Genomic DNA, 17,500 nt, shown 5'->3' on the forward strand with positions numbered 1-17,500 from the left:
ATGCGAAAGTCGTGGGGCTGGCCCGCAGGCCAGCCTGGGGATTATTTGATGCGTTTCTGCGCTTCCTTGAGCAGCTGCTCCAGCACCTTGCCCGGGTTCGCGTATTTGCGGCAGACGATCATCGCGGCGATGATGTACGGTTTCCAGCTGGCCTCTTTGTAGGTCGGGATCCGGTACTTCTCGAAGACTCCCTCGGTGACTTCGCCCGCGTCGCAGGAGACGCCGGTGATATCCGCCGGCAGGCAGTGCATATACAGCGCGTCGCCGTCGCGGGTGTGCTTCATCATCTCTTCCGTACAGTGCCAGTCTTTATGGCCGGCGTTCTGCTCAAGGCAGGCTTTCTCCAGCGCCTTCAGCCCTTCATGGTCATTTGCGCGCAGCAGCTCGGTGCGTTTTTCCATTACCTTGTACGGCGCCCAGGATTTCGGATAGACGATATCGGCGTCTTTAAAGGCTTCCTCCATGCTGTTCACCTGGCGGAAGCTGCCGCCGGAGGCCTGGGCGTTGTTTTTTGCCACCTCGATAACGTCAGGGATCAGGTCGTATCCTTCCGGGTGGGCGAGGGTGACGTCCATACCGAAGCGGGTCATCAGGCCGATAATGCCCTGCGGTACCGAGAGGGGTTTGCCATAGCTCGGCGAGTAGGCCCAGGTCATGGCGATCTTCTTACCTTTCAGATTCTCCAGCGAACCGAAGTGCTCGCGCAGCCAGGCGAGATCGGCCATGGATTGCGTCGGGTGGTCGATATCGCACTGCAGATTGATCAGCGCCGGTCGCTGCGGCAGGACGCCCTGCTTGTGGCCGTCGTCCAGCGCTTCGCCGACTTCGCGCATGTAGGCGTTGCCCGCGCCAAGGAACATGTCATCGCGAATGCCGATGGCGTCGGCGCAGAAGGAGATCATGTTGGCGGTTTCACGGACCGTTTCGCCGTGGGCAATCTGTGATTTCCCCTCATCCAGATCCTGTTGCGCCAGCCCTAACAGATTAAGCGCGGAAGCATAGGAGAAGCGGGTACGGGTTGAGTTATCGCGGAACACGGAAATGCCCAATCCGCTGTTAAACACTTTGGTGGCGATATTTTCAGCGCGTAGCGTTTTTAGCGCGGCGGCGACGTCCAGTACCTGTTTCAGCTCATCCGGCGATTGTTCCCAGGTCAGCAGAAAGTCTTTCTCGCTGAGATGAGAGTTAAGTTTATTGATATCCTTAATCAGTTCGTTAACAGTTTTCATGTTTCAATCCTGGTCGTGAATGACGGCTTATTGATTGCTGTGCGGTCGGATATGCAGAGTTGCCGAATTAGCGACTGCCAGCGCTGTATTACCACTAACAATAAGCGTGCCAAATCCTCCGGGGGAGACGGCGGAGAGGATTGAATCGTTAAGATTATGCCAGGTCTGTCACGAATTCAGGCGAGTTATCCCGGGAAGAGAAAGGTGAAATTTTCCCCCCGCCGTCCATTTCAGCGGGACAGGCGCGAGTTGCCGCCGTAAATAATGCGATTATCATCTTCACATTGCGCCAATATGATAAAAACCGCTGCAAATTTATCATAATGATAAGAAACTGTGATAGCTCTTGCATATTTAAGATAAGGTGGGGGAATTGGCCCTATCTATATCAACGCGGGTGGCTAAAAGGAGTGGTATCATTCCCCGCAGATAAATAAAGCCGCTTCGCTTGACGCCGAACAGGTGAGCAATAATAGAAGGCCGATAGACATGATACCGTCCAAAGCACCCTCCATTTTAATGCAGATTCAGCCTACAATTCAAAAGTTTGCAAGGATGTTATCCAGCGTGCTGCAGCTGGAGGTCGAGATTGTTGATAACGAATTATACCGGGTCGCCGGAACTGGCGCTTATAGTAAACAGATTGGCTATAAATTAAATTCAAATTCACGGCTTCTGCGTTACATTATTGAAACGCAGACCGAGAAGGTCGTCACCCATTCCCGCTTCGACCCCCTGTGTAAAGACTGTAACAATAAGGAGAAATGCGAAGAGAAAGCCTTTCTTGGCACGCCGGTGATGTATCACGACCGCTGCGTCGGCGTTATTAGCCTGGTTGCGCTGACGCGTGAGCAGCAGGAACGTATAAATGCGAATATCCAGGAGTTTTCTGATTATGTTCGTCATGTCTCAACCATATTTGTTTCCCGCTTTTTGCAGGAGCGGGCGGTCGGCGACAATATCCATAAAATATTTTTAACCATGATCGAAAATATGGATCAGGGCGTTCTGGTCGTTGGCAACGATCAAAGAGTCAAATTTGCCAACCAGGCCGCTTTGAAAATAATGAGCGTCACTCAGGGACAGGTGATTGGTAAGTCAATCCAGTTTCAGCCGTTGACCTTCGAAGATAATTTCAAGCACGGCCATATGCAGCACATTATCTCCTTTGACGATCGCAAGGAGCTCATTATCGGCCAGCTGCACGCGGTGCAGGATCAGTGGTTATTTTTAATGGCGTTCCATCAGTCGCACTCTTCGGCCGATTTCAGCTGCGGGCAGGAAGGGCCGCAGATTGAGGCGATGGTGGGAGAATGTCGACCTATGCGGCAGCTTAAAAAGCTGATCAGCCGCGTGGCCCCGAGCCCCTCCAGCGTGATGATTGCCGGTGAAAGTGGGACCGGGAAAGAGGTGGTTGCCCGCGCTATCCATAAGCTCAGCGATCGCCACGCGAAGCCCTTTATCGCGATTAACTGCGCCGCGATACCCGAGCAGCTGTTAGAAAGCGAACTGTTTGGCTACGTGAAGGGGGCGTTTACCGGCGCATCGGCAAACGGTAAGACCGGCCTGATTCAGGCGGCCAATAGCGGGACGCTGTTTCTTGACGAAATTGGCGATATGCCGCTCACTCTGCAGGCCAAGCTGCTGCGGGCCATTGAGTCACGTGAGATTCAGCCGGTGGGCGCCAGCCATCCGGTTCAGGTCGATATTCGTATCATATCCGCGACTAACCAAAATCTGGAACAGTACATCGCGGAAGGGAAGTTCCGCGAAGATCTCTACTATCGTCTGAACGTGATTCCTCTGCGTCTGCCGCCGCTGCGCGAACGTCAGGACGATATTGAGCTGCTGATTCACTATTTCCTGCATTTGCATACCGGTCGTCTCAATCTGGTTTATCCGGGCGTCGCGCAGGACGTGATCGATTTCCTTAAGCGCTATCGCTGGCCGGGCAATATTCGCGAACTCAGCAACCTGATGGAGTACCTGGTCAACGTGGTGCCCTCGGGAGAAATCATCGATATGTCGCTGCTGCCGCCGAATCTGTTAAGCAGCGGTGGAGCGGCGAGCCAGGCGACGTCGTCGGCTTCAGCGCCAGCGACAGCGACCCTCACTCAGGAGGAGAACGTGACGGCGCTGGAGGAGATGGAGCGGCAGATGATCCGCGATGCGCTCTCTCGCTACAGTAATAAAAAGCAGGCGGCGGATGAGCTGGGCATCGGCATTGCCACGCTGTATCGCAAAATAAAGAAATATTCGCTGGCGGCGGGTCAGAACTGACGGGAACAGCGGGCAATAAAAAATCCACGCGAGCGCGTGGATTTTGTGGATGGCATGACGCGAAGAAACGCTTAGACGTTGAACAGGAAGTTCATCACATCGCCATCTTTCACGATGTAGTCTTTACCTTCAGCGCGCATTTTCCCGGCTTCTTTGGCACCCTGTTCGCCTTTATAGGTAATAAAGTCTTCATAGGCGATGGTCTGCGCGCGGATAAAGCCTTTTTCAAAGTCGGTGTGGATTTTACCCGCGGCCTGCGGGGCAGTGGCGCCGACGGGGATAGTCCAGGCGCGCACTTCCTTCACCCCTGCGGTAAAGTAGGTCTGCAGGTTCAGCAGCTCATAGCCAGCGCGGATAACGCGGTTCAGGCCCGGCTCTTCGAGACCCAGCTCAGCCATAAACTCATCGCGGTCGGCATCGTCCAGCTCGGCGATATCGGACTCAACGGCGGCGCAAACGGCGACCACCACAGAACCTTCGGCGGCGGCAATTTCGCGAACTTTATCGAGATAAGGGTTGTTCTCAAAGCCGTCTTCGTTGACGTTGGCGATATACATGGTCGGCTTCAGGGTCAGGAAGCTCAGGTATTTAATCGCCGCTTTGTCTTCTTCGGTCAGGTTCTTCAGCGAACGCAGCATGCCGGCGTTCTCAAGGTGCGGCAGGCATTTTTCCAGCGCCGCCAGCTCGGCTTTCGCGTCTTTATCGCCGCCTTTGGCTTTCTTCTGCACGCGGTGGATAGCGCGCTCGCAGGTGTCCAGGTCGGAGAGCGCCAGCTCGGTGTTGATAACGTCAATATCGTCAGCCGGATCCACTTTATTGTTAACGTGGATGATGTTGTCGTTTTCGAAGCAGCGCACCACGTGACCGATAGCTTCGGTTTCGCGGATGTTGGTCAGAAACTGGTTGCCCAGGCCTTCACCTTTCGACGCGCCTTTAACGAGGCCTGCGATATCAACGAATTCCATCGTGGTCGGCAGAATACGCTGTGGTTTGACGATTTCAGCCAGTTTGTCCAGACGCGGATCGGGCATCGGCACGACACCGGTGTTCGGCTCAATGGTACAGAAGGGGAAGTTGGCCGCTTCAATACCCGCTTTTGTGAGCGCATTGAACAGGGTGGATTTGCCAACGTTAGGCAAACCGACGATACCGCATTTGAATCCCATGATTTAAATCACCTTAATCTTTGGATAATCAACCTGTTACAGTGAACAGATTGCAGAAAAGTAAATAGCTTCGCCTATTATACACGGTGCGTGACAAAAATTCCGCACGCCGACCGGTTATTGCGCTTTAAAAGCGTGTAAACGGTTGGTCGCCTTAGTCAGGCCATCCTTCAGCCACACCTCGGTGCAGCGTGCCGCTTCGTCAACGGCCTCATCAATCAGCTTCTGTTCGCTGGCGGGGGGCTTGCCCAGCACAAAACCGACAACTTTATTTTTATCGCCCGGATGGCCGATTCCCACGCGTAAGCGGTGAAAGTTCGGGTTATTGCCCAGCTTGCTGATGATGTCTTTCAGGCCATTATGGCCGCCGTGGCCGCCGCCCAGCTTGAACTTAGCCACGCCTGGGGGTAAGTCGAGCTCATCGTGGGCGACCAGGATTTCGTCCGGGTTGATGCGAAAGAAGGTCGCCATCGCGCCGACGGCTTTGCCGCTCAGGTTCATAAAGGTGGTCGGCACCAGCAGGCGGACATCCTCGCCGGCAAGGTTAATCCGCGAGGTGTAGCCGAAGAATTTGCTCTCTTCGCGCAGCGGCGCGCGGTGGCGTTCAGCCAGTAAATCCACGTACCAGGCGCCGGCGTTATGTCGGGTCGCTGCGTATTCAGCGCCGGGGTTCGCCAGGCCGACAATTAATTTTATGCTCACTTTTTTATCCTGCTTGGTCGTTCTCTGGCGCGTAGTGTACTGTCTGCGCGCGCGGTTGACAAAGTTCTGCCAGCGAAGCGTGGCTAACAGAGGTAATAACAGGTTTGAATAATTAGAATTTGATGTTGTTCAGTGGGTTATTTGTAAACTTTTGTTGGCAAGATGTTCGCTTCTGTGATCGTCCACGCAATCGCTATATTGGCCATTGTCTATACTACACCTATAAGATTTGGGGATATTCCCATGCAACCCAAGGTTCCGGAGGTGACATATGAAACGCAGAAACGCTTCGTTACTCGGTAATGTGCTGATGGGGTTGGGGTTGGTCGTCATGGTTGTCGGCGTTGGTTATTCTATTTTAAACCAGCTTCCGCAGCTTGACCTGCCGCAGTTTTTCGCACACGGCGCGATCTTGAGTATCTTTGTCGGCGCGGTACTGTGGCTGGCTGGCGCCCGTATCGGCGGTCATGAACAGGTTAGCGATAGATACTGGTGGGTTCGCCACTACGATAAACGCTGCCGCCGCGATCAGCATCGCCACAGCTGAGTGAATTCCAGACCGCCAGCCGTTGTGAACGGCTGGTGCGTTTTCATGCCGCCCGTTCAGGCTGCCCGCCTGTTGGTGTCTCAAATCCTCCTTTCTCTCTTCGTCTTTCTTCGCCACCGTCTGCCTAATACAATTCCTGTACAGAACGCTTGACCCTGACGTCACGTCAGGCAGCAGAGTGGCGCCACTGGTAAACGAAAGGAGCAGTCATGTTAATTCAGGTGGGTGAACTGGCGAAGCGCGCCGGCATAACCGTCCGCACGCTACATCACTATGAACAAACGGGACTGCTGACGCCTTCGGCCAGAAGCGCGGCGGGTTACCGGCTCTATAATCTGGCGGCCGTTCAGCGACTGCATATGATCAAAGCGCTGGCGCAGGCCGGGCTGGAACTCGCCACTATCAAGGACTATCTCGACCGGGACGCCTTCTCGCTGTCCGACCTGCTGGTCAAGCAGATCGCCACCCTCGACCGGCAGCTACAAACCCTCTCCACGCTGCGCCAGCGCCTGGCGCTGCTGCGTGAAGAGCTGGACAGCGGAGACGAGCCCGACCTGGAGTCCTGGCTACAAACGCTGGAGCTGATGAAAATGTACGATCGCTGGTTTAGTCAACAGGAATTACAGGTGCTGCCGTTCGCAGAGCAGGATGCGCAGCGTAACCAGATATGGCTGAAGCTGGTAGGTGAAGCGCAGCAGCTTATGGGCGAACGATGTCCGGCCGATGAGCCTCGGGCGATTGCGCTGGCCACCCGCTGGATGGCGCAGCTGGAGCAGGATACCGCCGGTAAGCCGGAGTTTCTGACTCGCCTGAATGAGATGCACGCCGCCGAACCGCAGATGCGCGAACAAACCGGGGTGACGCCGGAGATGATTGATTTCATTACCCGTGCTTTTGCCGAAAGCAAGCTGGCCATCTGGGCGCGCTATCTGAACGCCGAAGAGCTGGCTTTTACACGGCAGCACTATTTCGATCGCCTGATGGAGTGGCCGGCGCTGGTTGCCGAGCTGCATCGGGCCTGTCGTGAGAAGCGGGAGCCTGCCTCCGCGGAAGGTCAGCAGCTGGCGCAGCGCTGGCTGGCGCTGTTCCAGTCTTACGCGGGAAAGGATCCGCACACGCAGCAGAAGTTTCGTTATGCCATGGAGCGGGAGCCGCATTTGATGAAGGGAACCTGGATGACGCCGGAGGTGCTTGGCTGGCTTCAGCAGGCGATTGGCGTAATGATGCGGCAGGCGCCGGGGCCTGCCGCCGGGTAATTAAATATCCGCCAGCGCGGCGCTGCGGTCCGGGTAGAAGCTCAGGCGGCCCGGAATCGGCTTAACGCCTGCCCGCGCCAGGGTACGCAGGGGCTGAAATTCCAGGTTCGACACGCGTAGCTCACAGCCTTCCGGCAGCTTATTCACGAAGCGCTGGAAGGCATCCAGTCCGCCGGCATCCAGCACCGGCACCGCATCCCACTTCAGCACGACGATACGCTTGCCAGCAATCCGCGTTTCCAGATCGGTAAACAACCCTTCCGCGGCGGCGAAAAACAGCGGACCAATGACGCGCAGCACCAGTACGTCATCGGGAACCTCGACGTTGACCGGCGCGAGGCGGGTCATCCGCGCGATCCGGCGCATAAACAGCAGGGAAGCCAGCACAATACCGACGCTAATAGCGATGACCATATCAAACAGGACGGTCAGCGACATACACATCAGCATGACGATAATGTCGTCTTTTGGCGCATAGCGCAGCAGGTTAACGACCTTGTGCGCTTCGCTCATATTCCATGCCACCATCAGCAGCAGCGCCGCCATCGCGGAAAGCGGCAGCCAGGAGAGCAGAGGGGCAAGCACCAGCAGCGCCATGATCACCAGCAGCGCGTGGATCACGGCGGAAACCGGTGAGGTCGCCCCGGCGCGAACGTTGGCCGCCGAGCGGGCGATAGCGGCGGTGGCGGTAATGCCGCCGAAGAACGGCGCGACGATATTGCCGAGCCCCTGGCCAATCAGCTCGCTATTGGCCTTGTGTTTGGTGCCGGTCATGCCGTCCAGCACCACGGCGCACAGCAGGGACTCAATCGCCCCGAGCATGGCCATGGAAAACGCCGCCGGCAGCAGCGCCTGCAGCGAGGACCAGCTGAGGGTGAAGTCTGAACCGGGCATATCCCACGGCAGCACCAGCTGCGGCAGCAACTGCGGGATACCGTTGCCCTGGCTGCCGTCGGCGAGGATATAGTGGAACTGAGAGCCGATGGTGGCGACGTGCCCGCCAAACAGGTTGACCACGCCCATCACCGCGCAGCCCGCCAGCAGGGCCGGCAGGTGGCCCGGCAGACGAATCCCCAGACGCGGCCAGATAATCAGCGTGCCCAGCGTGACAACGCCGATGGCGGCATCGCCGGGGTTAATGGTCGGCAGCGCCATCGCCAGCGCGCCGACTTTCTGCAGATAATGTTCAGGCACGTGGGCCATCTGCAGACCGAGAAAATCTTTAATTTGCATGGTACCGATGGTGATACCGATCCCGGAGGTGAAGCCGAGGGTGACCGATAGCGGAATATACTCAATCAGGCGGCCAAAGCGCGCCAGGCCGAAAAGAATCAGGAAGATCCCCGACATCAAGGTGGCGACCAGCAGCCCGGCGAGCCCGAACTGCTGCGAGACCGGGTAGAGGATCACCACGAAAGCGGCGGTTGGCCCGGACACGCTGAAGCGCGAGCCGCCGGTTAACGCAATTACGATCCCCGCCACCGCGGAGGTATAGAGACCGTACTGCGGCGCCACCCCGCTGCCAATTGCCAGCGCCATCGCCAGCGGGATAGCGATAATCCCGACGGTAATTCCGGCAATCACATCACGAGTAAACCGCGAAGCGGTATATTTTTCTTTCCAACAAGCGTCGATGAGGGCGCGGAAAGGCATCACATGTGAGGAAAATAATCTGTTCACAATAATGTTTCATCCATGAGCGCATCATCTGTCAACTAAATGGCAGGTGAAGGAGGCATCGGTCATTTCCACGTCATCCTTCGGGATGCCTCTGTGTTGGCTGCGTTCATTTACCCCGATCTCGTACTACCTGTACGCTGCCGGAGATTCATTCACTTGCCGCCTTGACGCATGCCGAATGATTTTGTGGAGAATAAAAGGTTCAGAGACAAAAAAACCCGCCGCAGCGGGTTTTTGAGCCGGGCTCGATTAATGTTCGAACATAGCAGAGATAGATTCTTCGTTGCTGATACGACGAATCGCTTCGGCCAGCATACCAGACAGCGTCAGAGTACGTACCTTTTCCAGCGCTTTGATTTCCGGCGTCAGCGGAATGGTATCGCAGACGACGAATTCGTCAATCACAGAGTTTTTGATATTCTGGATGGCGTTGCCGGAGAAGATCGGGTGCGTGGCGTAGGCGAATACGCGTTTCGCGCCGCGCTCTTTCAGCGCTTCCGCAGCTTTACACAGGGTACCGCCGGTATCGATCATATCGTCAACCATTACGCAGTCACGGCCGGCGACGTCACCGATGATGTGCATCACCTGAGAAACGTTAGCGCGCGGACGGCGTTTGTCGATGATTGCCATATCGGTATCGTTCAGCAGCTTGGCGATAGCGCGAGCGCGAACCACGCCGCCGATGTCCGGAGAAACCACGATAGGGTTATCCAGGTTCAGCTGCAGCATATCTTCCAGCAGGATCGGGCTGCCGAATACGTTATCCACCGGAACGTCAAAGAAGCCCTGAATTTGTTCTGCGTGCAGGTCAACGGTCAGAACGCGGTCAACGCCGACGCTGGACAGGAAGTCAGCAACCACTTTCGCGGTGATAGGCACACGAGCAGAACGAACACGACGGTCCTGGCGAGCATAACCGAAGTAGGGGATAACAGCGGTGATACGACCTGCCGAAGCACGACGCAGAGCATCAACCATAACAACCAGTTCCATCAGGTTGTCGTTGGTGGGAGCACAAGTGGACTGGATGATGAAAATATCACCACCGCGTACGTTTTCATTGATTTGTACGCTGACTTCGCCGTCGCTAAAACGACCTACAGCGGCGTCGCCAAGAGAAGTGTACAGGCGGTTGGCAATACGTTGTGCTAGTTCCGGGGTGGCGTTACCAGCAAAAAGCTTCATATCAGGCACGAGAAGAACCTCAGGCATGCGTCCAGTGGTGGATGAAATGGGCCAAAAACGGTGCGGGTGGGCACGATTTCATCCAGGCGGTGTATTTAAAGAGCCCGATGCAACGTCTGGAACAGGGTGACGTTGTCACCGTAACTCAGTTTCCCCGGCGTTTTCACCAAATTTGCTATAAGGAGCAGAACTTAGCGTAGCGCCTGCTTGAGCGGAGAGATATTAACACCTCGCGCTACGAAGCCATGCAGCCATGCCGGGGCTTTTTCAAGCACCTGACGAGCGGCGGATTCAGTGTCAAATTCAGCAAACACACATGCACCGGTGCCAGTCAGGCGCGACGGCGCATATTCTAACAGCCAGGAAAGCGCTGCATCAACCTCACGAAAACGTTTTCTTGCGATAACCTCGCAATCATTGCCGAATTTACATTTTAATAACGTATTAATTGACCTTGACGGGGTGTTGCGCGGGAGTTCCGGATCGCGAAAAATGATCGGCGTGGGAATGCTCACTCCCGGATGGGCCACCAGATACCATTTTTCCTCCGGTTCGGCCGGGGTGAGAATTTCCCCGACGCCTTCAGCAAAGGCCGCATGGCCGCGCACGAACACCGGCACGTCGGCGCCCAGCTGCAGACCCAACGCCGCCAGCTCATCTTCCGAGAGATGGCAGCCCCATAAGTGATTCAGCGCCACCAGTACGGTCGCGGCGTTGGACGAACCGCCGCCGAGGCCGCCGCCCATCGGAAGAACCTTGTCGATGCTGATATCGGCGCCGCTGCCCGCAGGAAGCTTCCCGGCCTGTGCTGCGGCCTGCATTAAAAGCCTGGCCGCGCGAATAATCAGGTTCTCTTCATCCGGCACGCCGTCAACCGGCGTCAGCAGACGCAGCTGGCCATCGTCGCGCGGTTCAATCGTCAGCGTGTCGCCATAATCCAGAAACTGAAACAGCGTCTGCAGGGTGTGGTAACCATCGGCGCGCTGCCCGGTAATATACAAAAACAGATTCAGCTTTGCGGGAGAAGGCCAGCGGGTCATCATTTCACAATCCAGTTATCCATTTTCAGCTTGATGCGCTGACTGCCGTCGTTAAGCTCCATATTGGCCGGTAGCGAAGGTTTGGTGTCCGAGGTGTAGCCACCGTAAGTGACGTGCCAGGTTTTGCCGTTTTGCGTGTAGTTCAGCTCGCGCAGGCGGTACTGGTCATCAAGCGAGTAGTCGGTGGCCTCGCCCGGCAGGCCAATAATCCACTGGCGCAGGCTGTTGAGCGGAATCGGCATGCCGGTTAGGCGGCCAATCATCTCTTCGGCGTCGGTCGCCGTGTAGGTTTGTCCTTTATTGTCAATCAACTGCACGCTGCCCGGCTGGGCGGTTAACGACAGTTCGGTGCTGCCGAGGGGGTTAGTCAGCAGCAGGCGGTAGCGGTCCTGGCCGGTTTGCTGCCAGAAGAAGCGGGCATACACCTTTTGCTCATCCGAGAGATAGGCAAAAGCGCCGCGCGTCTGGAATTGATTAAGATTGCGGACATCTTGCTGGTGCTGACGCCACTGTGGAGAATCCGGGCTTTTACCCGGCCCTTTCGGAGCATTAATCGCACAGGCGGTCAGAACGAGGCTTGCCAGCGGCAACAGGCGGAACAGTCGATTCATAATGATGACAAATCCTTGATGTCTACAGTGAAATGCGGCGAATGAGAGAAACAGGCGGCCGATTTGTGTAGCGGGTTACAATTATAACCATTAATGCTAGCGTTGCCGGACGGTAGCGTCTACGTTCAAGTTGTCTGAAATCAAAAAATTACCGTTAATGGCTATTACAGATTAGCTATTACTCCAAAAGGGGAGCCTCTCTTTTATTGATTACGCGCATCCTGTATGATGCCTGCAGACTAACCTTAGCAACGCTGGTACTACTCCCTCACAATGACGCTTTTAGCTCTTGGCATTAACCACAAAACAGCTCCTGTAGCGCTGCGAGAACGCGTAACGTTTTCGCCGGATACGCTCGATCAGGCGCTGGAGAGCTTGCTGGCCCAGCCAATGGTGCAGGGCGGGGTGGTGCTGTCGACCTGTAACCGCACGGAACTCTATCTCAGCGTCGAAGAGCAGGATAACCTTCAGGAAGTGCTTATCCGCTGGCTGTGCGACTACCACGGTTTAAATGAAGACGACCTGCGGAAAAGCCTCTACTGGCATCAGGATAACGAGGCGGTTAGCCATCTGATGCGCGTCGCCAGCGGCCTGGATTCGCTGGTGCTGGGCGAGCCGCAGATCCTCGGGCAGGTAAAAAAAGCCTTTGCCGACTCCAGCCGTGGTCACCTGAACGTTAGCGAGCTGGAGCGCATGTTCCAGAAGTCGTTCTCGGTGGCCAAACGCGTGCGTACCGAAACCGATATCGGCGCCAGCGCGGTCTCCGTGGCGTTTGCCGCCTGTACCCTGGCGCGACAAATCTTCGAATCACTCTCCAGCGTGACCGTGCTGCTGGTTGGCGCCGGTGAGACTATCGAGCTGGTGGCCCGCCATCTGCGCGAGCATAAGGTGCGCAAGATGGTGATTGCTAACCGCACCCGCGAGCGCGCTCAGGCGCTGGCCGATGAAGTCGGCGCGGAGGTGATCGCCCTGAGCGACATCGACGAACGGCTAAAAGAAGCGGATATCATTATTAGTTCTACCGCCAGCCCGCTGCCGATTATTGGCAAAGGGATGGTGGAGCGCGCGCTGAAGGCGCGCCGCAATCAGCCGATGCTGCTGGTGGATATTGCCGTTCCGCGCGATGTCGAACCGGAGGTTGGCAAGCTGGCGAACGCCTATCTCTACAGCGTGGACGATCTGCAAAACATCATTCAGCACAATCTGGCACAGCGTAAAGCCGCGGCGGTGCAGGCGGAAACCATTGTCGAGCAGGAAGCCAGCGAATTTATGGCCTGGCTGCGCGCTCAGAGCGCCAGCGAGACTATCCGCGAATATCGCTCCCAGGCCGAGCAGGTCCGCGAGGAGCTGACGGCAAAAGCGCTGGCTGCGCTCAATCAGGGCGGCGATGCGCAGGAAATCATGCAGGATCTGGCGCGTAAGCTGACTAACCGCCTGATCCACTCGCCAACCAAATCTCTTCAGCAGGCCGCCCGTGACGGGGATGATGAACGCCTGCATATTCTGCGCAACAGCCTCGGGCTGGAATAGCGCACCTTTCTCTCTTTTTTAGGACAGGGTGAATTCACGCCTATGAAGCCTTCTATTGTTGCCAAACTGGAAGCCCTTTACGAACGCCATGAGGAAGTTCAGGCGCTACTCGGCGATGCCGCAACCATCGCCGATCAGGATAAATTTCGCGCATTGTCGCGCGAATACGCACAGCTGAGCGACGTCGCCCGCTGCTACACCGACTGGCGTCAGCTGCAGGATGATATCGAAGCCGCGCAGATGATGCTCGACGACCCGGAAATGCGCGAAATGGCGCAGGAAGAGCTGCGCGAAGCGAAAGAAAAGGGTGAGCAGATGGAGCAGCAGCTACAGGTTCTGCTGCTGCCAAAAGACCCGGACGACGAGCGTAACGCGTTTGTTGAAGTTCGCGCCGGTACCGGCGGCGATGAAGCGGCGCTGTTCGCGGGCGATCTGTTCCGTATGTACAGCCGTTACGCGGAATCACGCCGCTGGCGCGTGGAAATCATGAGCGCCAACGAGGGCGAGCACGGCGGCTTTAAAGAAGTGATTGCCAAAATCAGCGGCGACGGCGTCTATGGGCGACTGAAGTTCGAATCCGGCGGCCATCGCGTACAGCGCGTACCGGCCACCGAATCCCAGGGGCGTATCCATACCTCCGCCTGCACCGTGGCGGTCATGCCGGAGCTGCCGGAAGCCGAAATGCCGGATATCAACCCGAGCGATCTGCGCATCGATACCTTCCGCTCCTCCGGCGCGGGCGGTCAGCACGTTAACACCACCGACTCGGCTATCCGTATTACCCACCTGCCGACCGGCATCGTCGTCGAGTGTCAGGACGAACGTTCTCAGCACAAAAACAAAGCCAAAGCGCTGTCGGTGCTTGGCGCGCGTATTCGCGCCGCGGAAGTCTCCAGGCGCCAGCAGGCGGAAGCCTCAGAGCGTCGTAACCTGCTGGGCAGCGGCGATCGCAGCGATCGTAACCGCACCTATAACTTTCCGCAGGGCCGCGTGACCGATCACCGCATCAACCTGACGCTTTACCGTCTGGACGAAGCGATGGAAGGCAAGCTGGATATGCTGATTGAGCCGATCGTTCAGGAATATCAGGCCGATCAGCTGGCCGCCCTTTCCGAGCAGGAATGATGACTTTTCAGCAGTGGCTGACGCAGGCCATCGTCCGCCTGAGCCAAAGTGAAAGCCCGCGCCGGGATGCCGAAATCCTGCTGGGTCACGTGACCGGCAAAGCGCGGACCTATATTCTCGCCTTTGGCGAAACGGCGCTGACGGCGGCGCAGGCCGCCGAGCTGGAAACGCTGCTCAGCCGTCGCGCCCGGGGCGAGCCGGTGGCTTATCTGGTGGGCCAGCGCGAATTCTGGTCGCTGCCGCTGTTCGTTTCTCCCGCCACGCTGATCCCGCGTCCGGATACCGAATGCCTGGTTGAACAGACGCTGGCGCGGTTATCCGACAAGCCGTGCCGCATTCTCGATCTCGGCACCGGCACCGGCGCCATCGCTCTGGCGCTGGCCAGCGAACGCCCCGATTGCCACGTCACCGCCGTTGACGTGATGCCCGACGCGGTGGCGCTGGCGGCGCGTAACGCTGAACATCTCGCTATCCCTAACGTCAGGGTACTGCAAAGCCACTGGTTTAGCGCGCTCGCCGGGCAGCAGTTCGACATCATCGTCAGCAATCCGCCCTATATCGATGAAACCGACCCGCATCTTGCGCAGGGCGATGTGCGCTTTGAGCCGAAAACGGCGCTGGTCGCCGCCGATGGCGGTCTGGCCGATCTGGCGCATATCATCCGCGAAGGCCGCCGCTATCTGGCTGCCGGCGGCGTGATGCTGCTGGAACACGGCTGGACGCAGGGGGAAGCGGTGCGCGCAATCTTTCGCGCGGCGGGTTATGGCGATATTGCCACCTGTCGCGACTACGGAGACAACGAGCGTCTGACGCTCGGGCAATATCAGGGAGGCGTATGAATCTGTTTAACGCGGTACTGTATCTGCATATCGCCTGCGTGGTGGTTTCGGTGAGCCTGTTCGTGCTGCGCTACTGGTGGAGCTGGAGCGGTAACCGTCTGCTCGACCAGCGCTGGGTTCGTATCGCGCCGCACTGTAGCGATACGCTGCTGTTTCTCAGCGGCGCCGGATTAATGGCAATAACGCACTATCTGCCGTTTACCGAAGAGGGTACATGGCTGACTGAGAAGCTGTTTGGCGTTATCATTTATATCGCATTGGGATTTATCGCGCTGGGCCGTCATCGCCAGCGCAGTCAGCAGAGCCGGTTTGTCGCCTTTCTGCTGGCCCTGGTGGTGTTGTTTATCATTATTCAACTCGCCATCACAAGAACACCGTTACTGGGGTAAGGCATGAGGTCGTTAGCTGATTTCGAATTTAATAAAGCGCCGTTATGCGACGGCATGGTCCTCATTTCTGAATTAATCCGCGATGATTTTCCGACGCACTATGTGCAGGATGAGCTGGAGCGGCTGCTGGGCCTGGCGCGTGAGGAGATTGCCGCTTCGTGGGACCAGGAGCGCCAGATAGAACGTCTGCTGGAGCTTTTCTATCATGACTGGGGCTTTAGCGATTCGCGCGGCGTTTACCGCCTGTCCGACGTGCTCTGGCTTGATAAAGTCCTGAACAATCGTCAGGGTAGCGCGGTATCGCTAGGCGCAATCCTGCTGTGGATTGCTCAGCGTCTGGCGCTGCCGGTGGTACCGGTGATTTTTCCGACCCAGATGCTGCTTCGCGCCGACCCTGAAGAGAGCGAAGAGATGTGGCTCATTAATCCATTTAACGGCGAAACGCTTAACGAGCATACGCTGGAAGTGTGGCTGAAGGGCAATATTAGTCCGGTCGCCGAGCTGTTTAACGAAGACCTTGATGAAGCCGACAACGCGGAAGTGATCCGCAAGCTGCTCGACACGCTCAAATCGGCGCTGATGGAAGAGCGGCAGATGGAGCTGGCGTTACGCACCAGCGAAGCGCTGCTGCAGTTCAATCCGGAAGACCCGTACGAAATTCGCGACCGGGGACTGATATACGCCCAGCTGGATTGCGATCACGTGGCGCTGCAGGACCTCAGTTACTTCGTTGAACAGTGCCCGGAGGATCCCATCAGCGAGATGATCCGCGCGCAGATCAACACCATTTCGCACAAACAAATTACATTGCATTAAAGCCAATCCCAGCAGGCGTTCTTGGCGCAGCCAGTTTGGACACGGACAGCGCGCGGAAACCGGAGCGTACACGTAGTACGTGAGGATTGACTCGCGACGCTCGCCCTCCGGGCCGCCCTGAAGGGCGTTCAAAATACTTTCGTATTTTGTCGAGCACTGCCCAGGTCCAAAATGGCAAGTAAAATAGTCCTGATTGGATAGGCTTTAGTCTGAAACCATTCCGGTTACACCCTGATAAGGCGAACTTATGAAACAAAAAGTGGTTAGCATTGGTGATATCAACGTAGCAAACGACCTGCCATTCGTGCTGTTTGGTGGCATGAACGTGCTCGAATCCCGCGACCTTGCGATGCGTATCTGCGAACACTACGTGACCGTCACGCAGAAGCTGGGTATTCCTTACGTGTTTAAAGCCTCTTTTGATAAAGCTAACCGTTCTTCCATCCACTCCTATCGCGGGCCGGGTCTGGAAGAAGGGATGAAGATTTTCCAGGAGCTGAAACAAACGTTCGGCGTGAAAATCATCACCGACGTTCACGAAGCCAGCCAGGCTCAGCCGGTCGCTGACGTGGTGGACGTTATTCAGCTGCCTGCGTTCCTCGCCCGTCAGACCGATCTGGTTGAAGCGATGGCGAAAACCGGCGCGGTGATCAACGTGAAAAAACCGCAGTTCGTGAGCCCGGGCCAGATGGGCAATATCGTCGATAAGTTCATCGAAGGCGGCAACGATAAAGTGATCCTTTGCGATCGCGGCGCGAACTTCGGCTACGATAACCTGGTGGTCGACATGCTGGGCTTTGGCGTGATGAAAAAGGCCTCCAATAACTCACCGGTTATCTTCGACGTTACTCACGCTCTGCAGTGCCGCGACCCGTTTGGCGCCGCTTCCGGCGGACGCCGCGCGCAGGTTGCCGAACTGGCGCGCGCCGGGATGGCGGTGGGTATCGCCGGCCTGTTTATTGAAGCGCACCCGGATCCGGAACACGCGAAATGCGACGGTCCGTCCGCGCTGCCGCTGGATAAACTGGAGCCGTTCCTCAAGCAGATGAAAGCCATCGACGATCTGGTTAAAGGCTTTGATGAGCTGGATACCAGCAAGTAA

The 17,500-nt window shown here is 56.8% G+C and carries 16 protein-coding genes; 9 read left to right on the forward strand and 7 right to left on the reverse strand.

All coding sequences use genetic code 11. The annotated features are described in order from the left end of the window. Positions 1 to 41: 41 nt before the first annotated feature. Positions 42 to 1,229: a knotted carbamoyltransferase YgeW gene (gene ygeW, locus HMPREF1144_RS05440; RefSeq protein WP_004851903.1), complete on the reverse strand. Its 1,188-nt coding sequence runs from the start codon at positions 1,227 to 1,229 to the stop codon at positions 42 to 44. A gap of 489 nt (positions 1,230 to 1,718) precedes the next feature. Between ygeW and HMPREF1144_RS05445 the strand changes: the two genes are divergently transcribed. Further along, positions 1,719 to 3,509 carry a sigma-54 interaction domain-containing protein gene (locus HMPREF1144_RS05445; RefSeq protein ID WP_004851901.1) on the forward strand — a complete coding sequence of 597 codons (1,791 nt, stop codon included), beginning with the start codon at positions 1,719 to 1,721 and terminating at the stop codon, positions 3,507 to 3,509. Positions 3,510 to 3,580: 71 nt separating this feature from the next. Here the strand turns inward: HMPREF1144_RS05445 and ychF are convergent, their stop codons facing one another. Further along, positions 3,581 to 4,675: a redox-regulated ATPase YchF gene (gene ychF, locus HMPREF1144_RS05450; protein WP_004851898.1), complete on the reverse strand. Its 1,095-nt coding sequence runs from the start codon at positions 4,673 to 4,675 to the stop codon at positions 3,581 to 3,583. Positions 4,676 to 4,792: 117 nt separating this feature from the next. After that, positions 4,793 to 5,377, reverse strand: a complete 585-nt coding sequence (pth, locus tag HMPREF1144_RS05455; RefSeq protein WP_004121831.1) for an aminoacyl-tRNA hydrolase — start codon at positions 5,375 to 5,377, stop codon at positions 4,793 to 4,795. 271 nt (positions 5,378 to 5,648) lie between these two features. On the opposite strand from pth, the gene ychH reads away from it, so the two are divergent. Both ychH and HMPREF1144_RS05465 read left to right on the forward strand, forming a co-directional pair. Further along, a complete protein-coding gene (gene ychH, locus HMPREF1144_RS05460; protein WP_004103160.1) occupies positions 5,649 to 5,924 on the forward strand; it encodes a stress-induced protein YchH in 276 nt (91 codons plus the stop codon). Between the two features lie 209 nt (positions 5,925 to 6,133). After that, a complete protein-coding gene (locus HMPREF1144_RS05465; protein ID WP_009652010.1) occupies positions 6,134 to 7,180 on the forward strand; it encodes a MerR family transcriptional regulator in 1,047 nt (348 codons plus the stop codon). Here the strand turns inward: HMPREF1144_RS05465 and dauA are convergent, their stop codons facing one another. The 4 genes from dauA to lolB all read right to left on the reverse strand — a co-directional run bounded on the left by dauA (position 7,181) and on the right by lolB (position 11,699). Beyond that, positions 7,181 to 8,860, reverse strand: coding sequence for a C4-dicarboxylic acid transporter DauA (dauA, locus tag HMPREF1144_RS05470; protein WP_071532240.1), 1,680 nt, complete (start codon positions 8,858 to 8,860; stop codon positions 7,181 to 7,183). It lies immediately after the preceding gene. A gap of 249 nt (positions 8,861 to 9,109) precedes the next feature. Further along, positions 9,110 to 10,057: a ribose-phosphate diphosphokinase gene (prs, locus tag HMPREF1144_RS05475; RefSeq protein WP_004103157.1), complete on the reverse strand. Its 948-nt coding sequence runs from the start codon at positions 10,055 to 10,057 to the stop codon at positions 9,110 to 9,112. Positions 10,058 to 10,239: 182 nt separating this feature from the next. Further along, the gene (ispE, locus tag HMPREF1144_RS05485) at positions 10,240 to 11,088 is read right to left on the reverse strand and encodes a 4-(cytidine 5'-diphospho)-2-C-methyl-D-erythritol kinase (protein WP_009651969.1); all 849 of its coding nucleotides are present in this window, start codon (positions 11,086 to 11,088) and stop codon (positions 10,240 to 10,242) included. After that, entirely contained in the window at positions 11,088 to 11,699 is a 612-nt protein-coding gene (gene lolB / locus HMPREF1144_RS05490) for a lipoprotein insertase outer membrane protein LolB (RefSeq protein ID WP_004851888.1), read from the reverse strand. Before lolB ends, ispE begins: the two co-directional genes overlap by 1 nt. A gap of 273 nt (positions 11,700 to 11,972) precedes the next feature. Between lolB and hemA the strand changes: the two genes are divergently transcribed. The 6 genes from hemA to kdsA all read left to right on the forward strand — a co-directional run bounded on the left by hemA (position 11,973) and on the right by kdsA (position 17,500). After that, on the forward strand, positions 11,973 to 13,229 hold the full coding sequence (gene hemA, locus HMPREF1144_RS05495; protein ID WP_004851885.1) for a glutamyl-tRNA reductase: 1,257 nt from the start codon (positions 11,973 to 11,975) through the stop codon (positions 13,227 to 13,229). A gap of 42 nt (positions 13,230 to 13,271) precedes the next feature. Beyond that, positions 13,272 to 14,354: a peptide chain release factor 1 gene (gene prfA / locus HMPREF1144_RS05500; protein ID WP_004851884.1), complete on the forward strand. Its 1,083-nt coding sequence runs from the start codon at positions 13,272 to 13,274 to the stop codon at positions 14,352 to 14,354. Then, positions 14,354 to 15,193, forward strand: coding sequence for a peptide chain release factor N(5)-glutamine methyltransferase (gene prmC, locus HMPREF1144_RS05505; RefSeq protein WP_009652054.1), 840 nt, complete (start codon positions 14,354 to 14,356; stop codon positions 15,191 to 15,193). Before prfA ends, prmC begins: the two co-directional genes overlap by 1 nt. After that, positions 15,190 to 15,582, forward strand: a complete 393-nt coding sequence (gene sirB2 / locus HMPREF1144_RS05510) for an invasion regulator SirB2 (protein WP_009652064.1) — start codon at positions 15,190 to 15,192, stop codon at positions 15,580 to 15,582. The genes prmC and sirB2 overlap by 4 nt, the downstream gene beginning before the upstream one ends. 3 nt (positions 15,583 to 15,585) lie before the next feature. Then, positions 15,586 to 16,398 carry an invasion regulator SirB1 gene (gene sirB1, locus HMPREF1144_RS05515; protein ID WP_004851879.1) on the forward strand — a complete coding sequence of 271 codons (813 nt, stop codon included), beginning with the start codon at positions 15,586 to 15,588 and terminating at the stop codon, positions 16,396 to 16,398. Between the two features lie 247 nt (positions 16,399 to 16,645). Beyond that, entirely contained in the window at positions 16,646 to 17,500 is an 855-nt protein-coding gene (gene kdsA, locus HMPREF1144_RS05520) for a 3-deoxy-8-phosphooctulonate synthase (RefSeq protein ID WP_004851877.1), read from the forward strand.

Source organism: Klebsiella sp. OBRC7 (genome assembly GCF_000293135.1).
Taxonomy (GTDB): Bacteria; Pseudomonadota; Gammaproteobacteria; order Enterobacterales; family Enterobacteriaceae; genus Klebsiella; species Klebsiella michiganensis.

Excerpts from the sequence above, each read along its gene's own strand:
- ygeW (WP_004851903.1), bottom strand. The coding sequence starts at position 1,229 with ATGAAAACTGTTAACGAACTGATTAAGGATATCAATAAACTTAACTCT.
- HMPREF1144_RS05445 (WP_004851901.1), top strand. The coding sequence starts at position 1,719 with ATGATACCGTCCAAAGCACCCTCCATTTTAATGCAGATTCAGCCTACA.
- ychF (WP_004851898.1), bottom strand. The coding sequence starts at position 4,675 with ATGGGATTCAAATGCGGTATCGTCGGTTTGCCTAACGTTGGCAAATCC.
- ychH (WP_004103160.1), top strand. The coding sequence starts at position 5,649 with ATGAAACGCAGAAACGCTTCGTTACTCGGTAATGTGCTGATGGGGTTG.
- HMPREF1144_RS05465 (WP_009652010.1), top strand. The coding sequence starts at position 6,134 with ATGTTAATTCAGGTGGGTGAACTGGCGAAGCGCGCCGGCATAACCGTC.
- ispE (WP_009651969.1), bottom strand. The coding sequence starts at position 11,088 with ATGACCCGCTGGCCTTCTCCCGCAAAGCTGAATCTGTTTTTGTATATT.
- lolB (WP_004851888.1), bottom strand. The coding sequence starts at position 11,699 with ATGAATCGACTGTTCCGCCTGTTGCCGCTGGCAAGCCTCGTTCTGACC.
- hemA (WP_004851885.1), top strand. The coding sequence starts at position 11,973 with ATGACGCTTTTAGCTCTTGGCATTAACCACAAAACAGCTCCTGTAGCG.
- prfA (WP_004851884.1), top strand. The coding sequence starts at position 13,272 with ATGAAGCCTTCTATTGTTGCCAAACTGGAAGCCCTTTACGAACGCCAT.
- prmC (WP_009652054.1), top strand. The coding sequence starts at position 14,354 with ATGACTTTTCAGCAGTGGCTGACGCAGGCCATCGTCCGCCTGAGCCAA.
- sirB2 (WP_009652064.1), top strand. The coding sequence starts at position 15,190 with ATGAATCTGTTTAACGCGGTACTGTATCTGCATATCGCCTGCGTGGTG.
- sirB1 (WP_004851879.1), top strand. The coding sequence starts at position 15,586 with ATGAGGTCGTTAGCTGATTTCGAATTTAATAAAGCGCCGTTATGCGAC.
- kdsA (WP_004851877.1), top strand. The coding sequence starts at position 16,646 with ATGAAACAAAAAGTGGTTAGCATTGGTGATATCAACGTAGCAAACGAC.